General features: G+C 62.8%; 16 protein-coding genes and 1 pseudogene. 5 read left to right on the top strand and 12 right to left on the bottom strand.

Going from position 1 to position 18687, the window contains the following annotated elements; all coding sequences use genetic code 11:
• Positions 1 to 142: 142 nt before the first annotated feature.
• From rpmG to NKI66_RS08790, 8 genes are all read right to left on the bottom strand, one after another.
• A complete protein-coding gene (rpmG, locus tag NKI66_RS08825; RefSeq protein WP_006201775.1) occupies positions 143 to 310 on the bottom strand; it encodes a 50S ribosomal protein L33 in 168 nt (55 codons plus the stop codon).
• A 153-nt stretch (positions 311 to 463) separates the two neighbouring features.
• Positions 464 to 922, bottom strand: coding sequence for a YqfO family protein (locus NKI66_RS08820; RefSeq protein ID WP_023810542.1), 459 nt, complete (start codon positions 920 to 922; stop codon positions 464 to 466).
• 111 nt (positions 923 to 1033) lie between these two features.
• Positions 1034 to 2212 carry an MFS transporter gene (locus NKI66_RS08815; protein ID WP_023810543.1) on the bottom strand — a complete coding sequence of 393 codons (1179 nt, stop codon included), beginning with the start codon at positions 2210 to 2212 and terminating at the stop codon, positions 1034 to 1036.
• A 77-nt stretch (positions 2213 to 2289) separates the two neighbouring features.
• A complete protein-coding gene (locus NKI66_RS08810) occupies positions 2290 to 3030 on the bottom strand; it encodes an NUDIX hydrolase (protein WP_352751461.1) in 741 nt (246 codons plus the stop codon).
• 86 nt (positions 3031 to 3116) lie between these two features.
• On the bottom strand, positions 3117 to 3551 hold the full coding sequence (locus NKI66_RS08805; RefSeq protein ID WP_206638025.1) for a DUF983 domain-containing protein: 435 nt from the start codon (positions 3549 to 3551) through the stop codon (positions 3117 to 3119).
• Positions 3552 to 3562: 11 nt separating this feature from the next.
• Complete coding sequence (gene rnr, locus NKI66_RS08800; RefSeq protein WP_023810546.1) at positions 3563 to 5881, bottom strand: ribonuclease R; 2319 nt, start codon at positions 5879 to 5881, stop codon at positions 3563 to 3565.
• A gap of 6 nt (positions 5882 to 5887) precedes the next feature.
• Entirely contained in the window at positions 5888 to 8524 is a 2637-nt protein-coding gene (gene topA / locus NKI66_RS08795; protein ID WP_023810547.1) for a type I DNA topoisomerase, read from the bottom strand.
• A gap of 358 nt (positions 8525 to 8882) precedes the next feature.
• Positions 8883 to 9260, bottom strand: a complete 378-nt coding sequence (locus NKI66_RS08790; protein WP_128303545.1) for a COG4315 family predicted lipoprotein — start codon at positions 9258 to 9260, stop codon at positions 8883 to 8885.
• Between the two features lie 186 nt (positions 9261 to 9446).
• On the opposite strand from NKI66_RS08790, the gene NKI66_RS08785 reads away from it, so the two are divergent.
• Complete coding sequence (locus tag NKI66_RS08785) at positions 9447 to 10193, top strand: cytochrome c biogenesis CcdA family protein (RefSeq protein ID WP_023810549.1); 747 nt, start codon at positions 9447 to 9449, stop codon at positions 10191 to 10193.
• A 7-nt stretch (positions 10194 to 10200) separates the two neighbouring features.
• Here the strand turns inward: NKI66_RS08785 and NKI66_RS08780 are convergent, their stop codons facing one another.
• Complete coding sequence (locus NKI66_RS08780) at positions 10201 to 10665, bottom strand: hypothetical protein (protein WP_023810550.1); 465 nt, start codon at positions 10663 to 10665, stop codon at positions 10201 to 10203.
• A gap of 216 nt (positions 10666 to 10881) precedes the next feature.
• On the opposite strand from NKI66_RS08780, the gene glmU reads away from it, so the two are divergent.
• Positions 10882 to 12249, top strand: a complete 1368-nt coding sequence (gene glmU / locus NKI66_RS08775; protein ID WP_023810551.1) for a bifunctional UDP-N-acetylglucosamine diphosphorylase/glucosamine-1-phosphate N-acetyltransferase GlmU — start codon at positions 10882 to 10884, stop codon at positions 12247 to 12249.
• A gap of 6 nt (positions 12250 to 12255) precedes the next feature.
• On the opposite strand, the gene NKI66_RS08770 is transcribed toward glmU, so the two are convergent.
• Positions 12256 to 12630, bottom strand: a complete 375-nt coding sequence (locus NKI66_RS08770) for a hypothetical protein (protein WP_023810552.1) — start codon at positions 12628 to 12630, stop codon at positions 12256 to 12258.
• A gap of 222 nt (positions 12631 to 12852) precedes the next feature.
• On the opposite strand from NKI66_RS08770, the gene glmS reads away from it, so the two are divergent.
• Positions 12853 to 14676 carry a glutamine--fructose-6-phosphate transaminase (isomerizing) gene (glmS, locus tag NKI66_RS08765; RefSeq protein WP_023810553.1) on the top strand — a complete coding sequence of 608 codons (1824 nt, stop codon included), beginning with the start codon at positions 12853 to 12855 and terminating at the stop codon, positions 14674 to 14676.
• Between the two features lie 108 nt (positions 14677 to 14784).
• Here glmS and NKI66_RS08760 read toward each other — a convergent pair.
• Positions 14785 to 14969, bottom strand: a pseudogene (locus tag NKI66_RS08760) (GIY-YIG nuclease family protein).
• Positions 14970 to 15255: 286 nt separating this feature from the next.
• Between NKI66_RS08760 and NKI66_RS08755 the strand changes: the two are divergent.
• Positions 15256 to 16011 (top strand): DUF502 domain-containing protein, encoded by a 756-nt coding sequence (locus NKI66_RS08755; protein WP_027036784.1) that lies wholly within the window; start codon positions 15256 to 15258, stop codon positions 16009 to 16011.
• Here the strand turns inward: NKI66_RS08755 and recG are convergent.
• Positions 15963 to 18071, bottom strand: coding sequence for an ATP-dependent DNA helicase RecG (gene recG, locus NKI66_RS08750; RefSeq protein ID WP_352440273.1), 2109 nt, complete (start codon positions 18069 to 18071; stop codon positions 15963 to 15965). The two genes, NKI66_RS08755 and recG, sit on opposite strands and share 49 nt — an antisense overlap.
• 308 nt (positions 18072 to 18379) lie before the next feature.
• On the opposite strand from recG, the gene NKI66_RS08745 reads away from it, so the two are divergent.
• Positions 18380 to 18667, top strand: a complete 288-nt coding sequence (locus NKI66_RS08745; protein WP_023810556.1) for a succinate dehydrogenase assembly factor 2 — start codon at positions 18380 to 18382, stop codon at positions 18665 to 18667.
• Positions 18668 to 18687: the final 20 nt, after the last annotated feature.

The following is an 18687-nucleotide window of genomic DNA, read 5'->3' as shown; positions in this document are numbered from 1 at the left end:
CCACGGCCAAGGGTGCCGCAACCATGGCGAAGGGTCAATCCTTTGGCTGGAGTCTCTGCTCGGATGCAACGAAATCAATTGGCTACAAACGAAAAACGCCGCCCATTGGGCGGCGTTTCGGCATTGCAGCGGGAAACCCAGATTACTTGATCTTGGTTTCCTTGAATTCGACGTGCTTCTTGGCGACCGGGTCGTACTTGCGGAACGACAGCTTGTCGGTCTTGGTGCGGCTGTTCTTGCTGGTCACGTAGAAGAAACCGGTGTCGGCGGTCGACAGAAGCTTGATCTTGATGTTTGCGGCTTTGGCCATGATATCAGTCCGTTTGTTCGTGGGGTTTTGGCCGCTGGAGCACGGGGAAACACCCGGACGCGGGAAACTTGGCGCGACACATAAAGAACGCGCCCGGAAAGTCAAGCCCGGCAAGCCTCGTGCGATCCGCCTGAGCCTGCTGGTGAACGGAAATCATGCGGTTTCTGTCGCCGGTGCAGCAACCTTCTTCCAGTCTCCGGTCGTGTTCCACCAGCGATTCGGATTGGCGCGGTCGTCCAGCCCCTTGGAACGGCTGGCGAGAATCGGTTGAATGCGGATCACCGGTTCCTGATAGGAATGTGCTTGGAAAATCGCCTCGACGACACGAGCGGCCAGCGCCTGATCGTCCGGCAGTTCGAAGGAAACCTCGACCGTGCCGGGCCGCCGTCTCAATTCGGTTTCGGCGCCGGCGGCCGCACCGTCAAGCGGCCTGTAGCGTTCGATGCCGTGCGCCGACTGATAGGCATTGCGGTCGTATTTGCCCATGGCCAGCGGCGCAATCGCCACCACGGCATCCATGATGCGGTCGACGTCGGCGGCCGGAGCCTGGAACGTTACGAGCAGAAGCAGTGTCATTCGTAGCGATGTGGTTTCAAAGCCGCTGTCGATCATGGAAGTGTCCTCGAGTGTTTTGGGACGCCTTTTTAGCCCTGTGCTCCTGACACGGTTCTGTCAGCAGCCTGTCTCCGTGCCGTGCCAAATGCATGGCTGGCCACAGTCGCGCTACAGCAGGATCTTGCGAACCAACCTGACGGCGACCAAAGCGATATAGGCGGCGAAGAACAGGCCGAGCGACCAGCCGAAGCCGGACGGGCCGAACGCATCCATGCCGATGCCGATCGCCTGCGGGCCGAGCACCATGCCGACGCCGTAGCACAGCACGAAGGCGGCGTTGGCCGACGCCAGTTCATGGCCGGAAAGCTGCGAGCCGAGATGGGCGAGGCCGATCGTGTACATGGCAGCGACGACGCCGCCCCAGACGAACAGAAGCGCGGCCATCAAATGCCAATTCTGGGCGAAGAAGGGCATGAAGACGGTGCCGATAAGACCGACCGTGGCGCAGGCAATCAGCAGGTAGCGGCGATCGCTGACGCGGTCGCTGATCATGCCGATCGGGATCTGCAACAACACATTGCCGAGGCCGATCATGGTCAGCAGAAGGGCTGCATCGGCTTCGGAGTAGCCGATTCGGCTGCCATAGATCGGGAACAGCGCAAAGCCGCCGGTTTCCACCGCGCCGAACACCAGCACGGCAGCGGTCGCCGACGGCACGAGCCAGATGTAGCGCAGAAAATTGCTGGTTTCGCCATCCGAGGCGATCGACGGGCTCTCGTTGCGTGCTGCCAGCACGGGTATGGCCGCCAGCGTCACCAATGCGATGATGACGCCGAACGGCCTGAAGCCGGAACTGCCGAGATGGGCGAACAGCCACGGTCCGGCGGCAAAGCCGAGCGACAGGACAGTGGCATAAATGCCCAGCACAAGGCCGCGTCGGTGCGGCGGCGCCGAGGTGCTGATCCAGAATTCGGACAGGATGAACAGCACCGTCAGCGCAATGTGCAGCACGATGCGCAGCGGAAACCACATCCAGAAATCGGGTGCGAAATGGAAGCCGACAAAGGCCAGCGCGCCGGCGGCGATCATGGCGATCATTGTCCAGGCAACGCCGAAGCGCATGGCGAGCGGGGTCGCCAGCGGCGCACCGGCGATCGAGGCGAGGCCGGCGACGGCGGTGTTGAGGCCGATCATCGAAGCCGAATGGCCGCGCGTTTCGAGGATGACGCTGAGCAATGGCATGCCAAGGCCGATGGCGATGCCGACGACGCTGATCGACGAGATCGCCGCCACCATCGGCAGCCAGTGTACGCGTTCGTCGCCCTGTGGTTGGGTATCGACCGTCATGAGATGCTGAATACTCTGTCTTTTTGATCTTACGCAATTCCGGGCGGAAAACCGCGTCACACTTTCCTGGAATTGCTCTAGAGAAGTTCGCGGGTGAAGCGGTTGCGGACAAGCCGGTAGAAGGGCACGGGACCGCCCGGACGCAACAGCGGGTCATGGGCGAGGCGCTTTTGCAGCTCGCCCAGGATCATTCGGGTGATATCGGGTATGTCGGCTTCCCTGGCCTTGGCGAGCGGCAGCCAGACCAGCTCTTCGAGCTCGTTGGTGGGACCGCCACCGGGCAGTTCGACGGCGACGTGGTCACGCCAGGCGCTGAAAAAGCGGGTGTCGAAGCGGCGCACCCGGTTGGGCGGCGTGATCGCGCGCGCGACGAAGCGCAGCATGTCCAGCGAGGGTTGCACGCCGTGTTCGGCAAAACCCTGCCAGTCGGACCTGAAGGTTGCGAAGGCACCCTTGCGGCCGATCAGCAGCCCGGCTTCCTCATAGGTTTCGCGGATGGCCGACAGGGCGATGGCGCGGGCTCGTGCGGCGCTTGTGCGGCCCGGCCCGGCGATCAGCCTGGCTTCCTGCTCCGGGTGCAAGGCGGCGACGACCGGTATGCGGCTGTCGGTCGGATCGGTGCGGCCGCCGGGAAAGACGAATTTGCCCGGCATGAACGCGTGGCCGGCATGACGGCGACCCATCAGAACCAGCACGTCATCGTCCTTGCGGTCGAGCAGGATGAGGGTTGCCGCGTCGCGCGGGCGGATGGGCCGGTCGCTATGAGCGATCATGCTCCGCTCGATCCTGTCGACTTCCGCCTTGGTCATACCGTCCATGCGCAGGACCTAGCGGAAACTTCTGGCAAGCGAAAGTGGCCTTTCACGGTCGGTATGTTGCACCAGGCAGCATTCTTGGCTGCGGCCTAGGCTTCGGGATGCGGCTCGATCACGTCGTGCTCGCCGCCGAAGCCGTGCATATAGAAGGCCCATTGCAGTCCGATGACGGCACCCTTGATCGGCTGCAGCAGCGCAACCGACAAAAGGATGGTCAGCGGCACCCAGATGGCGATGTGCTGCCATGTGGACAGCGTCGACGTCGCCTCAACGCCCATGAAGGCGCCCAGCACGATATGGCCGACGATGACTATGACGAGATAGGCGGGCAGGTCGTCGGCCCGGTGGTGATGCAATTCCTCGCCGCAGACACTGCATGTGTCGACGGTCTTGGTGAAAGCGCGAAACAGCTTGCCTTCGCCGCAATGCGGGCAGCGGCCGAGCAGGCCGCGCTTCATCGCCGTCCACAGCGGGCGCGTGGTCCGGCCCGAGTGATGTTCTCCGCCGAAAACCTGTTCTTCCATGGCTGTTGTCATCATCGTCTCCTGCCGCGCGAACCCGGTCGCGATTGCGACGCGCGGGCGCGGCCCTTGGCCTTGTGAAACGACCGCTTGGAGCCCGGCAGAGGCTTCGGGTCGGTCAACATCTCGAAGCGCATCGCCCCGGCCATCGGCGCCACCTCGATGAGTCGGACCTCGACACGGTCCGCGAGCTGATAACCTTTGCCCGAGCGTTCTCCGAACAGGGAGCGAGCGGTTTCATCGTATATATAGTAATCGCCGCCCAGAGTTGACACCGGGATGAAGCCATCCGCGCCGTACTGCGGCAATTGGACAAATAGTCCTGACTTGGTGACGCCGGAGATGCGGGCATCGAACCGGTCGTCGACGCGTTCGGCGAGATAGCTGGCGATCAGACGGTCGACCGTGTCCCGCTCGGCCGCCATTGCGCGGCGTTCCGTGCCGGAAATCAGCACCGCGACATCTTCGAGCCGTGCCGCTTCGTCCTGCGTCAGCCCGCCCGGACCCAATCCGAGTGCGGCAATAAGTCCGCGATGCACGATCAAATCGGCATAGCGGCGGATCGGCGAGGTGAAATGGGCGTAGCGGCGGAGGTTGAGACCGAAATGGCCGATGTTCTTTGGCGAGTATTCGGCTTGGCTCTGCGAGCGCAGAACCACTTCGTTGACCAGGCCTTCATTGTCGGCGCCGCGCACGCGCTCCAAAATGCCGTTGAACTGGCTTGGCTGCATCTGCGCGCCGCGCGCAAGTGACAGGCCCAATGTCTGCAGGAACTCGCGCAGCGATTCCTGTTTGGCCAGCGATGGCGCGTCATGGACGCGATAGACCAGTTCCTGTTTCTTCGCCTCGAGCGTTTCGGCCGCCGCGACATTGGCCTGGATCATGAATTCTTCGATGAGCTTGTGGGCATCGAGCCGGTCCGGCACGATGACGCGATCGACGGTGCCGTCCGGCTTTAGCACGATCTTGCGCTCCGGCAGGTCGAGTTCGAGCGGCTGGCGGCCATCGCGGCCGCGCTTCAGGATCGCATAGGCGTCCCACAGTGGCTTCAGCACGGTTTTGAGGATAGGGCCTGTCTTGTCGTCCGGCGCGCCCTCGATCGCCGCCTGAGCCTGCTGGTAGGCGAGCTTTGCCGCCGACTTCATCATGACGCGATGGAAGGAGTGCCTGAGCTTGCGGCCCTCGGCCGAAAAAACCATGCGCACTGCCAATGCCGGCCGGTCCTGGCCCTCGCGCAGCGAGCAGAGATCGTTGGAGATGCGCTCGGGCAGCATCGGCACGACGCGATCCGGGAAATACACCGAATTGCCGCGCTTCAGCGCTTCGCGGTCGAGTGCCGTGCCGTAGCGCACATAGGCGGCGACGTCGGCGATGGCGACAGTGGCGACCACGCCGCCCGGGTTCTTCTCGTCGAGATCCGGCGTGGCGAAGACGGCGTCGTCATGATCCTTGGCGTCGGCCGGATCGATGGTGATCAACGGCAGGTCGCGCCAATCCTCGCGGTGATCCAGCGTCGCGGGTTTGACCGCTTCGGATTCTGCGATGACGTCGGCCGGGAAGATATGCGGAATGTCGTGTGCGTGGATGGCGATCATCGAGACCGCCTTTTCGCTGGTCAGCGAACCCAGCACGTTGAGCACCTTGGCTCTCGGCAGCCCATAGCGGGAAGCCCGCGCGGGCTCGACCTCGACCAGGTCGCCGTTCTTGGCGCCGTTCTGGAATTCCTTGTCGACGATCAGTTCGGGCTGGCGCCGTTCCACCGGCTCGATGCGGAAGGTGCCGTCCTGCAAGATGCGAAAGACACCGAGCACGGCATCGGTGCGTTTTTCGAAAATCTTCACCACCCGCCCGGTGTAGGCGGGGCCGCCCAGGGCAACGTTCGTCTCGTCGGCCGGAAAGGTCTTGGCCAGCACGCGGTCGCCAATGCCGGGCGCCGGTCCACTGCCACTGCGCGACAGGCGGATGGAAACGATGGGCGGCGGTCCATTGGCCGTGTGTTCGGTAGGACGCGCCAAGAGCACGCCATCGGCATCACGGTCAAAAATATCGAGGACCGTGACATGGGGCAGGGCGCCGACGCGGGCCAACCCCTTGCGCTCCTTGGTAAGGACGCCTTCGTCCTGCAAGTCGCGCAAAATGTCCTTCAGCCAGATGCGATCGTCGCCGCGCAGCGCGAACGCCTTTGCGATGTCGCGTTTGCCGGCGCGATCGGGATTTTCGGCGATGTAGCGCAGGATTTCGTCACGCGACGGCCGGTAGTCGTCCTTGACCTTGGCCCTGGTGTCGGCGGTGCGCGGATCGCCGTGGGTTCTGCCGGTGATCTTGCGCGCCACGCTGCCCTATCCTTTTTTCTTCGCGGCCGGCTTCTTCGCAGCCGGCTTCTTGGCGGCTACTTTCTTGGTTGCCGGGGCCTTGGCCGCCGCTGCCTTGCGGAACGGCTTCTTGCCGCCGCCGCCCTTGGCTTCCTTCTCGGCAATCAGCGCCAGCGCGTCCTCGATGGTCACCGACTGTGGATCCCTGCCCTTGGGCAGGGTGGCGTTGACCTTGCCGAAATTCACGTAAGGTCCGTATTTGCCGTCGCGCACGACGATCTTGCCGCCGCCATCGGGATGGTCGCCAAGCTCCTTGAGCGCAGCGGCAGTGCCGCCATTGCGTCCGCCCTTGCCCTTCAACTGCTTCTCGGCGATCACCGACACGGCGCGGTTGAGGCCGATCGAGAACACGTCCTCGATGCTCTCGAGATTGGCATAGGTGCCGTCATGCAGCACGAACGGACCGTAGCGGCCGAGCCCGGCCGAGATCATCTTGGCCGTTTCCGGATGCTGGCCGACATCGCGGGGTAGCGACAGCAGCGCCAGCGCCTTTTCGTGATCGATCGATTCTGCCGTCCAGCCCTTGGGCAGGCTGGAGCGCTTGGCTTCCTTGCCGTCGCCGCGCTGCAGGTAGGGGCCGAAGCGGCCGCTCCGCAGCGTGATTTCCTCTGACGTGTAGGGATCCTTACCGATGACCTTGGTGCCGTCCTCGCCGCCGCCATTCTCGCCATTCGGATTGGCGGCGTCGCCGAGCTGGCGGGTGAAGGAGCATTCGGGATAGTTGGAGCAACCGACGAAGGCGCCGAACTTGCCGAGTTTCAGCGACAGATTGCCGGTGCCGCATTTCGGGCAGATGCGCGGGTTCGAACCGTCTTCGCGCGCGGGAAACACCAGCGGCGCCAGTTCCTCATTGAGCGCGTCGAGCACGTCGGTGACGCGCAGTTCCTTGATGTCGGCGACGGCACCGGAAAAATCCTTCCAGAAATCGCGCAGCACGTCCTTCCAGGCGAGCTTGCCGTCCGAGATCTCGTCGAGCTTTTCCTCGAGGGACGCGGTGAAGTCGTACTCGACATAGCGCTTGAAGAAGCTTTCGAGGAAGGCCGACAGCAGCCGGCCCTTGGCCTGCGGCACCAGCCGGCGCTTGTCGATGGTGACATAGTCGCGGTCTTCGAGCGTCTTCAGGATCGCCGTATAGGTGGAAGGCCGACCGATGCCGAGTTCTTCCAGCTTCTTGATCAGCGACGCCTCGGAATAGCGCGGCGGCGGCTCGGTGGTGTGCTGGGTGGCATTGATCGCCTGGCGGGCAAGCTGCTCGCCGGCGCGGATTTCGGGCAGGCGACGATTTTCCTCGTCTTCCGTATCGTCGTCCTTCTGGTCGGTGTAGGCGGCAATGAAGCCGTCGAAGCGAACGACCGAGCCGACGGCGCGAAGCTCGGCGGTGCGCGATCCATTGACCGCTTCGATCTCGGCGGTGGTGCGCTCGATCTCGGCCGACTGCATCTGGCTGGCGATGGCGCGCTTCCAGATCAGCTCATAGAGCCGCATCTGGTCGGAATCGAGATATTGCCTGACCGATGCCGGCGTGCGCATGAAATCCGTCGGGCGGATCGCCTCGTGCGCTTCCTGGGCGTTCTTGGCCTTGGCCGTATACTGGCGCGGCTTTTCCGGCAGGTATTTTGCGCCGAATTCCTTGGTAATGGCGTCGCGTGCGGCGTCGATCGCCTCGGGTGCCATCTGCACGCCGTCGGTTCGCATATAGGTGATGAGACCTGTGGTCTCGCCGCCGATCTCCATGCCTTCATAGAGGCGTTGCGCCACCTGCATGGTGCGGCTGGCCGAGAAGCCGAGACCTGACGAAGCGGCCTGCTGCAGGGTCGAAGTGGTGAAGGGCGGGCCGGGATTGCGCTTGGTCGGCTTGGCTTCCACCGACACCGCCTTGAAGGTTGCGCCATCAAGCATCGACTTGATGTCGTCGGCCTGCGCCTTGTTGGAAATGTCGAGCTTTTGCAGCTTCTTGCGGTCGAAGGCGGTCAGCCGCGCTTCAAAATTCTCGTTGCGCGGCGTGCCCAGCAGGGCGGCGATCTGCCAGTATTCCTCGCGGATGAAGCGCTCGATCTCGGATTCGCGGTCGCAGACGAGACGCAACGCAACCGACTGGACGCGGCCGGCCGAGCGGGCGCCCGGCAGCTTGCGCCACAGCACCGGCGACAGCGTGAAGCCGACGAGATAATCCAGCGCCCGGCGGGCGAGGTAGGCATCGACCAGCGGTGCATCGATCTGGCGCGGATTGGCCATCGCCTCCAGCACCGACGATTTGGTGATGGCGTTGAAGACGACGCGGCTGACCGGCTTGTCCTTCAGCGCGCGCTTCTGCTTCAGCACTTCCAGCACATGCCAGGAAATCGCTTCGCCTTCGCGATCCGGATCGGTGGCGAGGATCAGGCCGTCGGCGTCCTTGACCGCCTTGGCGATGTCGGCGAGGCGTTTGCCAGAGGCGGTGTCGACCGCCCAGGACATGGCGAAATCCTCATCCGGACGCACCGAGCCATCCTTGGCCGGCAAATCCCTGACATGGCCGAACGAGGCCAGAACCTTGTAGTTCTTGCCGAGGTATTTGTTGATTGTCTTCGCCTTGGCCGGCGATTCGACGACGACGACGTCCATGAGGTCTCATATCAGCTGTGGTGCGGCAGAAGAATTCCGCTGCGCGCGACGAAATCTCGTTCTATTTGTCGCTCACATGGCCGCGCTTTTGCATCCGGTCAAGGGGAAGCGCCCAAATTGCGGGCCGGTCCGCAGCAATACACTCTAAGAGTGTATGGAGAAAATCACAGAATTTTGGGAAAGGGAGATGTGGTGCCGAGCCGGCGAAAACGACCTGGTTTCACTTTTCCACCGAGTCGCGGAGTGACGGCCGGGAATAGCGTCGGTTCGACGCCAGAACGGCTGATTGATGCTGGCCGCCGGCGGCATGAAGCGATGCCCGGCGACCAGTCAGCAGGCGGGACTGGGATAGAGTGGCTTAGTCGGCCTTGACGATGTGCCAGACTTCGCCGACGCCGTCGCCGGTCACGTCGCCGGGCTTCTTGTCCTTTATGAAGGTGTAGACCGGCTTGCCGTCATAGGCCCACATCTTGGTGCCGTCGGTGCGGTCGACAACGGTCCATTCGTCATCCGCCTTGGCGCCGGCTTCGGCCTTCAGCGGCGGCCAGTTGGTGGCGCATTTGTCATAGCAGTTGGTCTTGCCCTTCTCGTCCTTGTCATAGGTGTAAAGCGTCATGCCGTTGGCGTCGGTGTAGATCTTGGTGCCATTGACCTCGGCTTCCTTCCACGCGTCGGCGGCGAAGGATGCGGCTGTGCTGAGTAGAAGCGCTGCCAGTCCTGCGGTTATGGTTTTCATGGAAATCTCCCTGACTGATATCTGGAGACGCGCGGGAAATCGCGGCCTCACAGCATCAACGCCTGCGGGCTGTGGTTTCTTCCTGGCAAGTGCGTCGGGCAATGGATGATCTTGCCAACACAATGGTGATTGGTGGACAAGGCTGCGCGTCGCTATATCGGCGTCACGGCATTGGAGTTCTTGGAAATGGCATTGGACATCGGCTATGTCAGCGCGATCGGGGCGGGAGCTATCTCGTTCCTGTCGCCTTGCGTGCTGCCGCTGGTGCCGCCTTATCTCTGTTATATGGCCGGCGTGTCGGTCGACGATTTCCGCGGCAATGCCGGTGCGACAGCGCGTGAAGGCGCACGCGGCGCGCTGCTCTTTTCCTCGATCGCCTTCGTGCTCGGCTTCTCGACCGTCTTTGTCGCGCTGGGCGCCGGCGCCTCGACCATCGGCCGGCTGCTGCGCGTCTGGCAGGAGCCGCTGGCAATGGGCGCCGGTGTGCTGATCATCCTGATGGGCCTGAATTTCCTCGGCATCCTGCGCATTCCGCTGCTGTCGCGCGAGGCGCGCTTCCAGTCGCAGGGCAAGCCGGCAAGTGCCGTCGCGGCCTATGTCATGGGACTGGCCTTCGCCTTCGGCTGGACGCCCTGCATCGGCCCGGTGCTGGGGCCGATCCTGACGCTGGCAGGTGGCCGCGAAACGGTGGGCGAGGGCGCGCTGCTGCTCGCCGCCTATTCGCTCGGGCTGGGCATCCCATTCCTGATCGCCGCACTGTTTTCCGGCGCCTTCATGCGCTTCCTCGGCAAATTCCGCGTCCATCTCGGCCGCGTCGAAAAAGCGATCGGCGCGCTGCTGGTCGTCGCCGGGGTGTTTTTCCTCACTGGTGGCGTGCAGACGGTGTCGTATTGGCTGCTGGAGAATTTTCCGGTGCTGGGGCGGCTGGGGTAGGTTTGATCTAAATTTGGATGCGGCTCACCGCAACGCGGTCACGAGCTACCGTGGGATCGCTGAGAACTCGCTCGATCCAAGAATGGGTATCCGGACTTGGAAAAGCGATCTTGCCAATCGCCGTGGTGTCATTTTGCCAAATTTCTTCGCGCATTAATCCTCGATCTTTCAGCTCCTTCAGGCATTCAAGCGTTGCCATGGCAATGGGCGCAAATCGCACTATCTTTTCGATATCGAATCCTGCCTCCCGAATGTCGCGAGCCAAAGTTACAACCGCGAAATGTGATGCTGTTTCGGCTTCGCTGTATCCGCTCTCGAGAGACAGTAGCGCGACACCTGCTCCGTAGGGGGTGATGTCAACGCCAAGATACCTTGCAAAGTTCTCTACACTACCAAGCCTTGAATTTTTCTGGTCGGCGCTCGAAACAATTTCTCGCGAGATATTCGACTGCTTTTTTGAAAACGGCCACATGTGAATTATCCCCGAGACGATTAGAAAATTTAACATGATCTAACAGCACCGGCTATCGCTTTGCTTTTGCTTAGGGCGACGCGGATGCCTACGGCAACGCGGATCGAATCCTGAACGCCTCCGCTCCCACCTCACCGGAATTTAACCGCATTGGTGAAGCATGGCGCCACTGCTAGCATGCTTTGATTCCCAACCCTTTCATATGGTTGTCGTTCCATGAGCCAGAGATCCTGCCTGTCCGTCATCCTTGCCGCCGGCGAAGGCACGCGCATGAAGAGCGTGCTGCCGAAGGTGCTGCACCAGATCGCCGGCCTGCCGATGGTCGCCCATGTGGTGAAGGCAGCCGAAGCCGCTGGTGCCGGCAGCCAGGCGCTGGTGATCGGCCATGGGGCCGAAGAGATGCGCAAGGCGGCGGCGAAATTCGCTCCAAAGGCCGAGACCTTCGTGCAGGACAAGCGCCTCGGCACCGCGCATGCCGTGCTCGCCGCGCGCGATGCGATATCAAAGGGTTATGACGATATCCTGGTGATGTTCGGCGACACGCCGCTGATCGACGCCGATGCGCTGACCGTGGCGCGGCTGAAACTGGCGGAAGGTGCGGCCGTCGTGGTGGTTGGCTTCCGTCCGCCCAGCCCGACGGGCTATGGCCGGCTGATCGAAAAGGACGGCAAGCTGGTCGCCATCCGCGAGGAAAAGGATTGCTCCGAGGAGGAGAAAAAAATCGGCTTCTGCAATGCCGGGATGATGGCGGTAGCCGGCGCTCACGCGCTGACGCTGCTCGATCAGGTCGACAACAAGAATGCCAAAGGCGAGTATTACCTCACCGACATTGTCGAGATCGCCGGCGCGCGAGGCCTCGATGTCGTCGCCACCGAAGCCAGCTTCGAGAGCGCGCTCGGCATCAACAATCGCGCCGAACTGGCGCAGGCCGAGGGCATCTGGCAGGCGCGCCGCCGCCATGAGGCAATGCTGTCGGGCGTGACGCTGATCGCGCCGGAGACCGTGTACTTCTCGCACGACACCGAGATCGGCGCTGACACCATCGTCGAGCCCAATGTCTGGTTCGGCCCGGGCGTGAAAATCGCCACGGGCGCCAAGATCCATGCCTTCAGCCATATCGAGGGCGCCACCATTGCGTCCAATTGCGATGTCGGGCCGTACGCGCGGCTGCGGCCGGGCGCGGATCTCCGAAACAAGGCCAAGGTCGGTAATTTCTGCGAGGTCAAGCAGGCGGTTATCGAGGAGGGCGCCAAGGTCAACCATCTGACCTATATCGGCGATGCCCGCGTCGGCGCGGGTGCCAATATCGGCGCCGGCACCATCACATGCAATTACGACGGCTATTCGAAATTCTTCACGGACATCGGCGAGGGCGCGTTCATTGGCTCCAATTCGTCGCTGGTGGCGCCTGTCACCATCGGCAAGGGCGGCTACATCGCCTCGGGCAGCGTGATCACCGAAAGCGTGCCCGACGACGCGCTGGCCTTCGGCCGCGCCCGCCAGAAGACGATTCCAGGCAAGGGCAAGGAATTGCGCGAGCGCTTTGCTTCGGCGGCGGCGGCGAAGAAAAAGGCTGCTGGATAACGGGCGTTAGCCGGAAGTCTTCGCGTCCTTGCCGAAAGCGGCTGTGACTTCGATCTTGCCGACGATCGCCTTGTTGAATTCAGGGAGATCTTCGGCCGGAATCCAGTATTCCAGATGCGCCTTGCTGCCAGCGTGCTCGACCCGGTAGCGGTCGAGAAAGCTCTTGAGAACGTCGAACCGGGTGACGAACCCCGAGCCGCTGGCCGGCACGTTCCAGTCGCGTGCGATCTGCACCGCATAGGCTTCGGTCGTCACGGGATAGAAAATGGGCTGCTCGGGCAGGCGCGGCGGAAACGCCTGCATCCCCGAGGCCTGGATCAGTTTCAGTTCCCTGGGGCCGACAGGGCGCCAGAGGGTTACGGTGGGCTTGCTCTCGCTCATGGCAGGGCTATTAGCGAGATATCTCTCTGGTGAAAACCATCGTCTGAAAACCGAAGCCTGACAAACCGAACGATTGCAGTAACCGGATTGCAAGGCGGCCTGTCATGGTGCATCGACAGAATGAGCGTTCCGTTATACGGGACGAAATGCAATGTGACTTTCCACGGCAGGCCGGCCATCCCTAAATAGCGCTGGTTTTCCGGGGAATCGGGGGCTTTCTGCATGTGCGGTATCGTTGGAATCGTCGGCCACTCGCAGGTTGCGCCGCTCATCGTCGATGCGTTGAAGCGGTTGGAGTACCGCGGCTATGACTCGGCCGGCGTCGCCACCATCGAGCGTGGCGAACTCGCCCGCCGCCGCGCCGAAGGCAAGCTGATCAACCTGGAGCGCCGGCTCAAGGACGAGCCGCTCGACGGCACGATCGGCATCGGTCACACACGCTGGGCGACGCATGGCGTGCCCAACGAGACCAATGCGCACCCGCATTTTTCCGATGGCGTCGCCATCGTCCACAACGGCATCATCGAGAATTTCGCCGAACTGCGCGCCGAGCTGATCCGCGACGGCTATTCTTTTTCGTCGCAGACCGACACCGAGGTCGTGGCGCATCTGGTGGCGCGCGAACTCGCCAGGGGGCTGAAGCCGGTTGATGCCGCGCACCAGGCGCTGAAGCGGCTGGAAGGCGCTTTCGCGCTGGCCATCATGTTCAAGGGCGATGAAGACCTGATCGTCGGCGCGCGCAACGGTCCGCCGCTGGCTGTCGGCCATGGCGATGGCGAGATGTTTCTGGGTTCAGACGCCATCGCGCTCGCCCCGTTCACCAATTCGATCACCTATCTCGAAGATGGCGACTGGGCGGTGGTGCGCCGCGACGGCGTCACCATCTTCGACATCGACGGCACAAAGGTCGACCGCAAGCGCCAGCAGTCCCTCTCGACCAGTTTCATGGTCGACAAGGGCAATAGACGCCACTTCATGGAGAAGGAAATCCATGAACAGCCCGAGGTGATCTCGCACACGCTGGCAAATTATCTGGATTTTGTCGGCGGCGTCTCCAAGCCGCTCGACCTGCCTTTCGATTTCGCCAAAATCGACCGGCTGGCGATTTCGGCCTGCGGCACCGCCTATCTCGCCGGCCTGATTGGCAAGTACTGGTTCGAGCGCTACGCGCGACTGCCGGTCGATATCGATGTCGCTTCGGAATTCCGTTACCGCGAAATGCCGCTGTCGAAGAACGATGCCGCCTTCTTCATCTCGCAATCGGGCGAGACCGCCGACACGCTGGCCTCGCTGCGCTACTGCCGCAAGGCGGGGATGAAGATCGGCGCCGTCGTCAATGTGCGCGAATCGACCATGGCGCGCGAATCCGACGTCGTGCTGCCGACGCTCGCCGGGCCGGAAATCGGCGTCGCCTCCACCAAGGCGTTCACCTGCCAGTTGTCGGTGCTGGCATCGCTTGCCGTGCGGGCTGGCGTGGCGCGCGGTACGATCTCGAAGGAGCAGGAAAAGACCTTTGTGCGCGAGCTTTCGGAAGCACCGCGCTATGCCAATCAGGTGCTGAAGCTCGACCATCAGATCGAAAAGACCGCGCGCGACCTCGCTCACTATAAGAACGTGCTCTATCTCGGCCGCGACACCAATTTCCCGCTGGCCATGGAAGGCGCGCTAAAGCTCAAGGAAATCTCCTATATCCACGCCGAAGGCTATGCAGCCGGCGAACTGAAGCACGGCCCGATCGCACTGATCGACGAGAACATGCCGGTCATCGTCATCGCGCCGCACGACCGCATTTTCGAAAAAACCGTGTCGAACATGCAGGAAGTGGCGGCGCGCGGCGGCAAGATCATCCTGATCACCGACAGCAAGGGTGCGGCACTGACGAGCGTCAAGACGATGGAGACGATCGTGCTGCCGGACGTGCCGGAAATCATCTCGCCGATCATCTACGCGCTGCCGATCCAGATGCTCGCCTATTTCACCGCCGTCTTTATGGGCACCGACGTCGACCAGCCGCGCAATCTGGCGAAATCGGTGACGGTGGAGTAGGCCTCATCCTTTCGTCATCCACGGGCGGAGCGGGAGCGAAGCTCCTGCGCAGACCCGAGGATCCATTCCGGGACGGTATGGCGGATCAAAGCGGTGCAGAACTTGGCGCTACCACCCAGTCCCGCGGAAAAGCTCGAACCACTCCGGATTGACCTTTTCGATCAATTCAATCTTCCACTGACGCGGCCAACGTTTCAGCGACTTCTCGCGCTGGATCGCATCGGATCGTTTGTGACGCCAATATAGATGGTGCCGCGTTTCCGGCTCGCAGTTAAATAGACATAGCCCGTCATGAACGAAGTATAGCGACCGAAGGATTCGCCGACCATCTTGAGGGGTTGCGTTCTTCGGCCGACGTCACGGAATGGATCCTCGGGTCTGCGCCGCGTCGCTTCGCTCCTTGCTCCGCCCGTGGATGACGAAGGGGAGGGATGTTTCGGCTAATCGCGAACGTATGCTGCTTCCGTTTGGATTGCTTCGCTGGAAGCGGCGGCATAATCGGCTCTTTAAAAACTTCGCAGTTCCAAAGCTTCGTCCGGTTCACTAATGTTGCGCTGCAACCCGCGCCTCCGGTGAATCATGTCCGACGCTCCCAAGACTTCCGGCGTGACCCGGCTGAGGAACTATTTCCTCACGGGCTTCATTGTCTGCGCGCCGCTGGCGATCACCGCCTACATTGCATGGTCTTTCATCGGCTGGGTCGATTCCTGGGTGAAACCCTATATTCCGGCCCGCTACAGCCCTGACACCTATTTGTCGTTTCCGGTGCCGGGGTTCGGGCTGATCGTCGCGTTGATCCTGATCACGCTGATAGGCTTCCTGACGGCCAACATAGTCGGCCGCGCCATCGTCAATTTCGGCGAGCGCCTGCTTGGCCGCATGCCGCTGGTGCGCGGCATCTATGGCTCGCTGAAGCAGATTTTCGAGACCGTGCTGTCGAACAAGGGTGACATGTTCCGCCAGGTCGGGCTGGTCGAATATCCGCGCAAGGGTGTGTGGTCGCTGGTGTTCGTCGCCAGCGAGAAGGAAACCGAGATCAACCAAAAGCTCGACCAGGAAGGCGATCCGCTGATTGCCGTGTTCATGCCGTGCACGCCGAACCCGACCACCGGATTCCTGATGTATGTGCCGAAGTCGGACATCGTGCTGCTCGACATGACGATCGAGGACGGCGCCAAGCTGATCGTCTCGGCCGGGCTGGTGGCGCCCGAGGTCAAGCAAATGGTTGTCGTGAATGGCGAGCCGATCGAGGGGATGCTCGCCAACCCGTCGGTTGCCGCCCTGGCTCAGCCGGCGCGCAGGAGCCGCACGGCCTCGTCGCGGCCGAACAAATAAAGCAGCAGGCGCAACGCCTCGCCACGCTGCGATTGCAGCTCCGGGTCGCGCGACAGGATCAGCCTGGCATCGTCGCGGGCGGCCTCCAGAAGATCGGCATGCGCCTCGATGCGCGCCACCTGGAAACCCGGCGTGCCGGACTGGCGGGTGCCAAGCAATTCGCCTTCGCCGCGCAGCTTCAGGTCCTCCTCGGCGATCAGGAACCCGTCCTCGGTCTCGCGCATCACCGACAGCCGGCGTTTCGCGGTCTCGCCGAGCGGGTCCTTGTAGAGCAGCACGCAGGAGGAGGGCTTGTCGCCACGCCCGACCCGGCCGCGCAACTGATGCAATTGGGCGAGGCCGAAGCGCTCGGCGTGCTCGATGACCATGACGGTGGCGTCCGGTACGTCGACGCCGACCTCGATGACCGTGGTGGCGATCAGGATGCGTGTCTCGCCCTGCTTGAAGGCGCGCATCGCCTCGTCCTTGTCGGCACCTTTCATGCGGCCGTGAACGAGCCCGATACGGTCGCCGAACAATGGTTTCAGCGAGGCGAAGCGGTCCTCGGCCGACATCAGCTTGATTTCTTCGGATTCCTCGACCAGCGGACAGATCCAGTAGATCTTCTGGCCGCCGGCCACCGCCTCGACCATGCGGCCGATCAGTTCATCGAGCCGCTCCAGCGGCAGAGTAACGGTACGGATCGGCTGGCGGCCGGCCGGTTTTTCCGTCAGTTTCGACACGTCCATGTCGCCGAAAGCGGTCAGCACCAGCGTGCGCGGGATGGGAGTGGCCGTCATCACCAGCATGTCGGGCGCATCGCCCTTGGCGGTGATGGCGAGCCGTTGATGGACGCCGAAACGGTGCTGCTCGTCGATCACGGCAAAGACCAGGTCGTGGAACATGACCGTCTCCTGGAACAGCGCATGGGTGCCGACGACGATGTCGATCTCGCCGCTTGCCAGGCCGGCCAGCGTATCAGCGCGTTCGCGGCCCTTCTCGCGGCCCGTGAGGATGGCGATGCGCAGCCCGACCTTGGCGGCAAGCGGCGTGATGGTCGCCAGATGCTGGCGCGCCAGGATTTCGGTCGGTGCCATCAAGGCCGCCTGGCCGCCAGCCTCGACAGCCCGCGCCATGGCCAACAGCGCGACGACCGTCTTGCCGGAGCCGACATCGCCCTGCAGAAGCCGCAGCATGCGCTCGGGATCGGCGAGGTCGGCATTGATTTCGGCCAGCGCGAACTCCTGGCTCGGTGTCAGCGAATAGGGCAGTGCGGCTCGCAGTTTTTCGACGATGCGGCCGTCGCCGACCAGAGGGCGGCCGGACAGGCGGCGGACTTTTGCCCGCACCAGCGCCAGCGAGACCTGGCCCGCCAGCAGCTCATCATAGGCGAGGCGCCGCCAGGCAGCGCCATCGACGGAGACATCGATCGGGTCGGCCGGATTGTGGATGCGGGCAAGCGCGCCGGCAAAGGAGGGAGACGTGTGGCGGCGCATGAAAGCGCCGTCCTGCCATTCGGGAAATTCGGGCACACGCGCCAGCGCCTGGCCGATCGCCCGGCGCAGCACCTTGCCCGAGAGCCCGGCTGTCAGGGGATAGACCGGTTCGACCAGCGGCAGGTTTTCCGCCTCGCTGGCGAGCGCGATGTGGTCGGGGTGGACCATGCTCGGGCGGCCGTTGAACCATTCCATGCGGCCGGAGACCACGACATGCTCGCCCTCGGGCATCGCCTTTTCGAGATAGGAAGCGTGAGCATGGAAGAAGGTCAGCGCGATCTCGCCGGTGTCGTCATGGGCGAAGACCCGGTAAGGCACCGACCTGTTGCCGCGCGGCGGCGGCTGGTGGCGGTCGATGCGCACCTCCAGCGTCACGATCTGGCCCTCCGCGGATCCTGCGATGCCCGGCCGGCTGCGCCGGTCGATGACGGTGTGCGGCAGCACGAACAGAAGGTCGCCCGCGCGGGCGGGGCGGTCACCCAGATCGGCCGGGACAACCTTCTCGATCAGCGCGCCGACTTTCGGTCCGACGCCGGCAAGCGAGGTGATCGGGACAAACAAGGGATCGAGGATGGAAGGTCTCATCTGAGAGAAACCATGCGGTGTCTGCGCTCACCCCCCTCTGGCCTGCCGGCCATCTCCCCCTCAAGGGGGGCGATTAGCAGTTCTGACCTCGCCCGCCTTGCGCAGTTGGAAATTGGCGAAAGCAGTCGTGCCATACGATCTCCCTCCTTGAGGGGGAGATGTCCGGCAGGACAGAGGGGGGTGCTAGCGCCGATACTGTCAGGAATGTTCGTCACACCGAGATGTTAGACGCCAACCGGGCCGTTGCAAGGCTGACAGCCCCTTCTATCCACGCTATATGCGCCCGCAGCAAGCAAGGATGCGGCACGATGACCGGAACGACGAGATCAAGCGAGGGGCTCGACGTCCGCCGCCGCAAGCTTCTGTTTCGCTCCTGGCATCGCGGCATGCGCGAGATGGACCTTATCCTCGGCACCTTCGCCGACGCTGAGATCGGCGCCTTGACCGGCGACGAAATCGACCAATATGAGAGGCTCCTCGACATTCCCGATACCGAATTCCTGCCCATGGTCACCGGCGAACGCCCGGTTCCGGCCGATATCGATTGTGCCGTCCTGCAAAAGATCCTGGCTTTCCGCCAGTCCATGACATTTTGAACAACGACAGTCTGAACGAC

This window comes from Mesorhizobium sp. M0518, from assembly GCF_040321125.1.
Classification (GTDB): Bacteria; Pseudomonadota; Alphaproteobacteria; order Rhizobiales; family Rhizobiaceae; genus Mesorhizobium.
The sequence above is the reverse complement of the archived record's forward strand: the minus strand, read 5'-3'. Positions and strand labels throughout refer to the sequence as shown.

What these genes read in the sequence shown, in the direction of transcription:
- NKI66_RS08815 (WP_023810543.1), bottom strand. Translation starts at nt 2,212, where the DNA reads ATGACGGTCGATACCCAACCACAGGGCGACGAACGCGTACACTGGCTG.
- NKI66_RS08790 (WP_128303545.1), bottom strand. Translation starts at nt 9,260, where the DNA reads ATGAAAACCATAACCGCAGGACTGGCAGCGCTTCTACTCAGCACAGCC.
- NKI66_RS08770 (WP_023810552.1), bottom strand. Translation starts at nt 12,630, where the DNA reads ATGAGCGAGAGCAAGCCCACCGTAACCCTCTGGCGCCCTGTCGGCCCC.
- rpmG (WP_006201775.1), bottom strand. Translation starts at nt 310, where the DNA reads ATGGCCAAAGCCGCAAACATCAAGATCAAGCTTCTGTCGACCGCCGAC.
- NKI66_RS08785 (WP_023810549.1), top strand. Translation starts at nt 9,447, where the DNA reads ATGGCATTGGACATCGGCTATGTCAGCGCGATCGGGGCGGGAGCTATC.
- glmU (WP_023810551.1), top strand. Translation starts at nt 10,882, where the DNA reads ATGAGCCAGAGATCCTGCCTGTCCGTCATCCTTGCCGCCGGCGAAGGC.
- NKI66_RS08810 (WP_352751461.1), bottom strand. Translation starts at nt 3,030, where the DNA reads ATGGACGGTATGACCAAGGCGGAAGTCGACAGGATCGAGCGGAGCATG.
- NKI66_RS08780 (WP_023810550.1), bottom strand. Translation starts at nt 10,665, where the DNA reads ATGTGGCCGTTTTCAAAAAAGCAGTCGAATATCTCGCGAGAAATTGTT.
- NKI66_RS08755 (WP_027036784.1), top strand. Translation starts at nt 15,256, where the DNA reads ATGTCCGACGCTCCCAAGACTTCCGGCGTGACCCGGCTGAGGAACTAT.
- recG (WP_352440273.1), bottom strand. Translation starts at nt 18,071, where the DNA reads ATGAGACCTTCCATCCTCGATCCCTTGTTTGTCCCGATCACCTCGCTT.
- glmS (WP_023810553.1), top strand. Translation starts at nt 12,853, where the DNA reads ATGTGCGGTATCGTTGGAATCGTCGGCCACTCGCAGGTTGCGCCGCTC.
- NKI66_RS08745 (WP_023810556.1), top strand. Translation starts at nt 18,380, where the DNA reads ATGACCGGAACGACGAGATCAAGCGAGGGGCTCGACGTCCGCCGCCGC.
- NKI66_RS08805 (WP_206638025.1), bottom strand. Translation starts at nt 3,551, where the DNA reads ATGGAAGAACAGGTTTTCGGCGGAGAACATCACTCGGGCCGGACCACG.
- topA (WP_023810547.1), bottom strand. Translation starts at nt 8,524, where the DNA reads ATGGACGTCGTCGTCGTCGAATCGCCGGCCAAGGCGAAGACAATCAAC.
- NKI66_RS08820 (WP_023810542.1), bottom strand. Translation starts at nt 922, where the DNA reads ATGATCGACAGCGGCTTTGAAACCACATCGCTACGAATGACACTGCTT.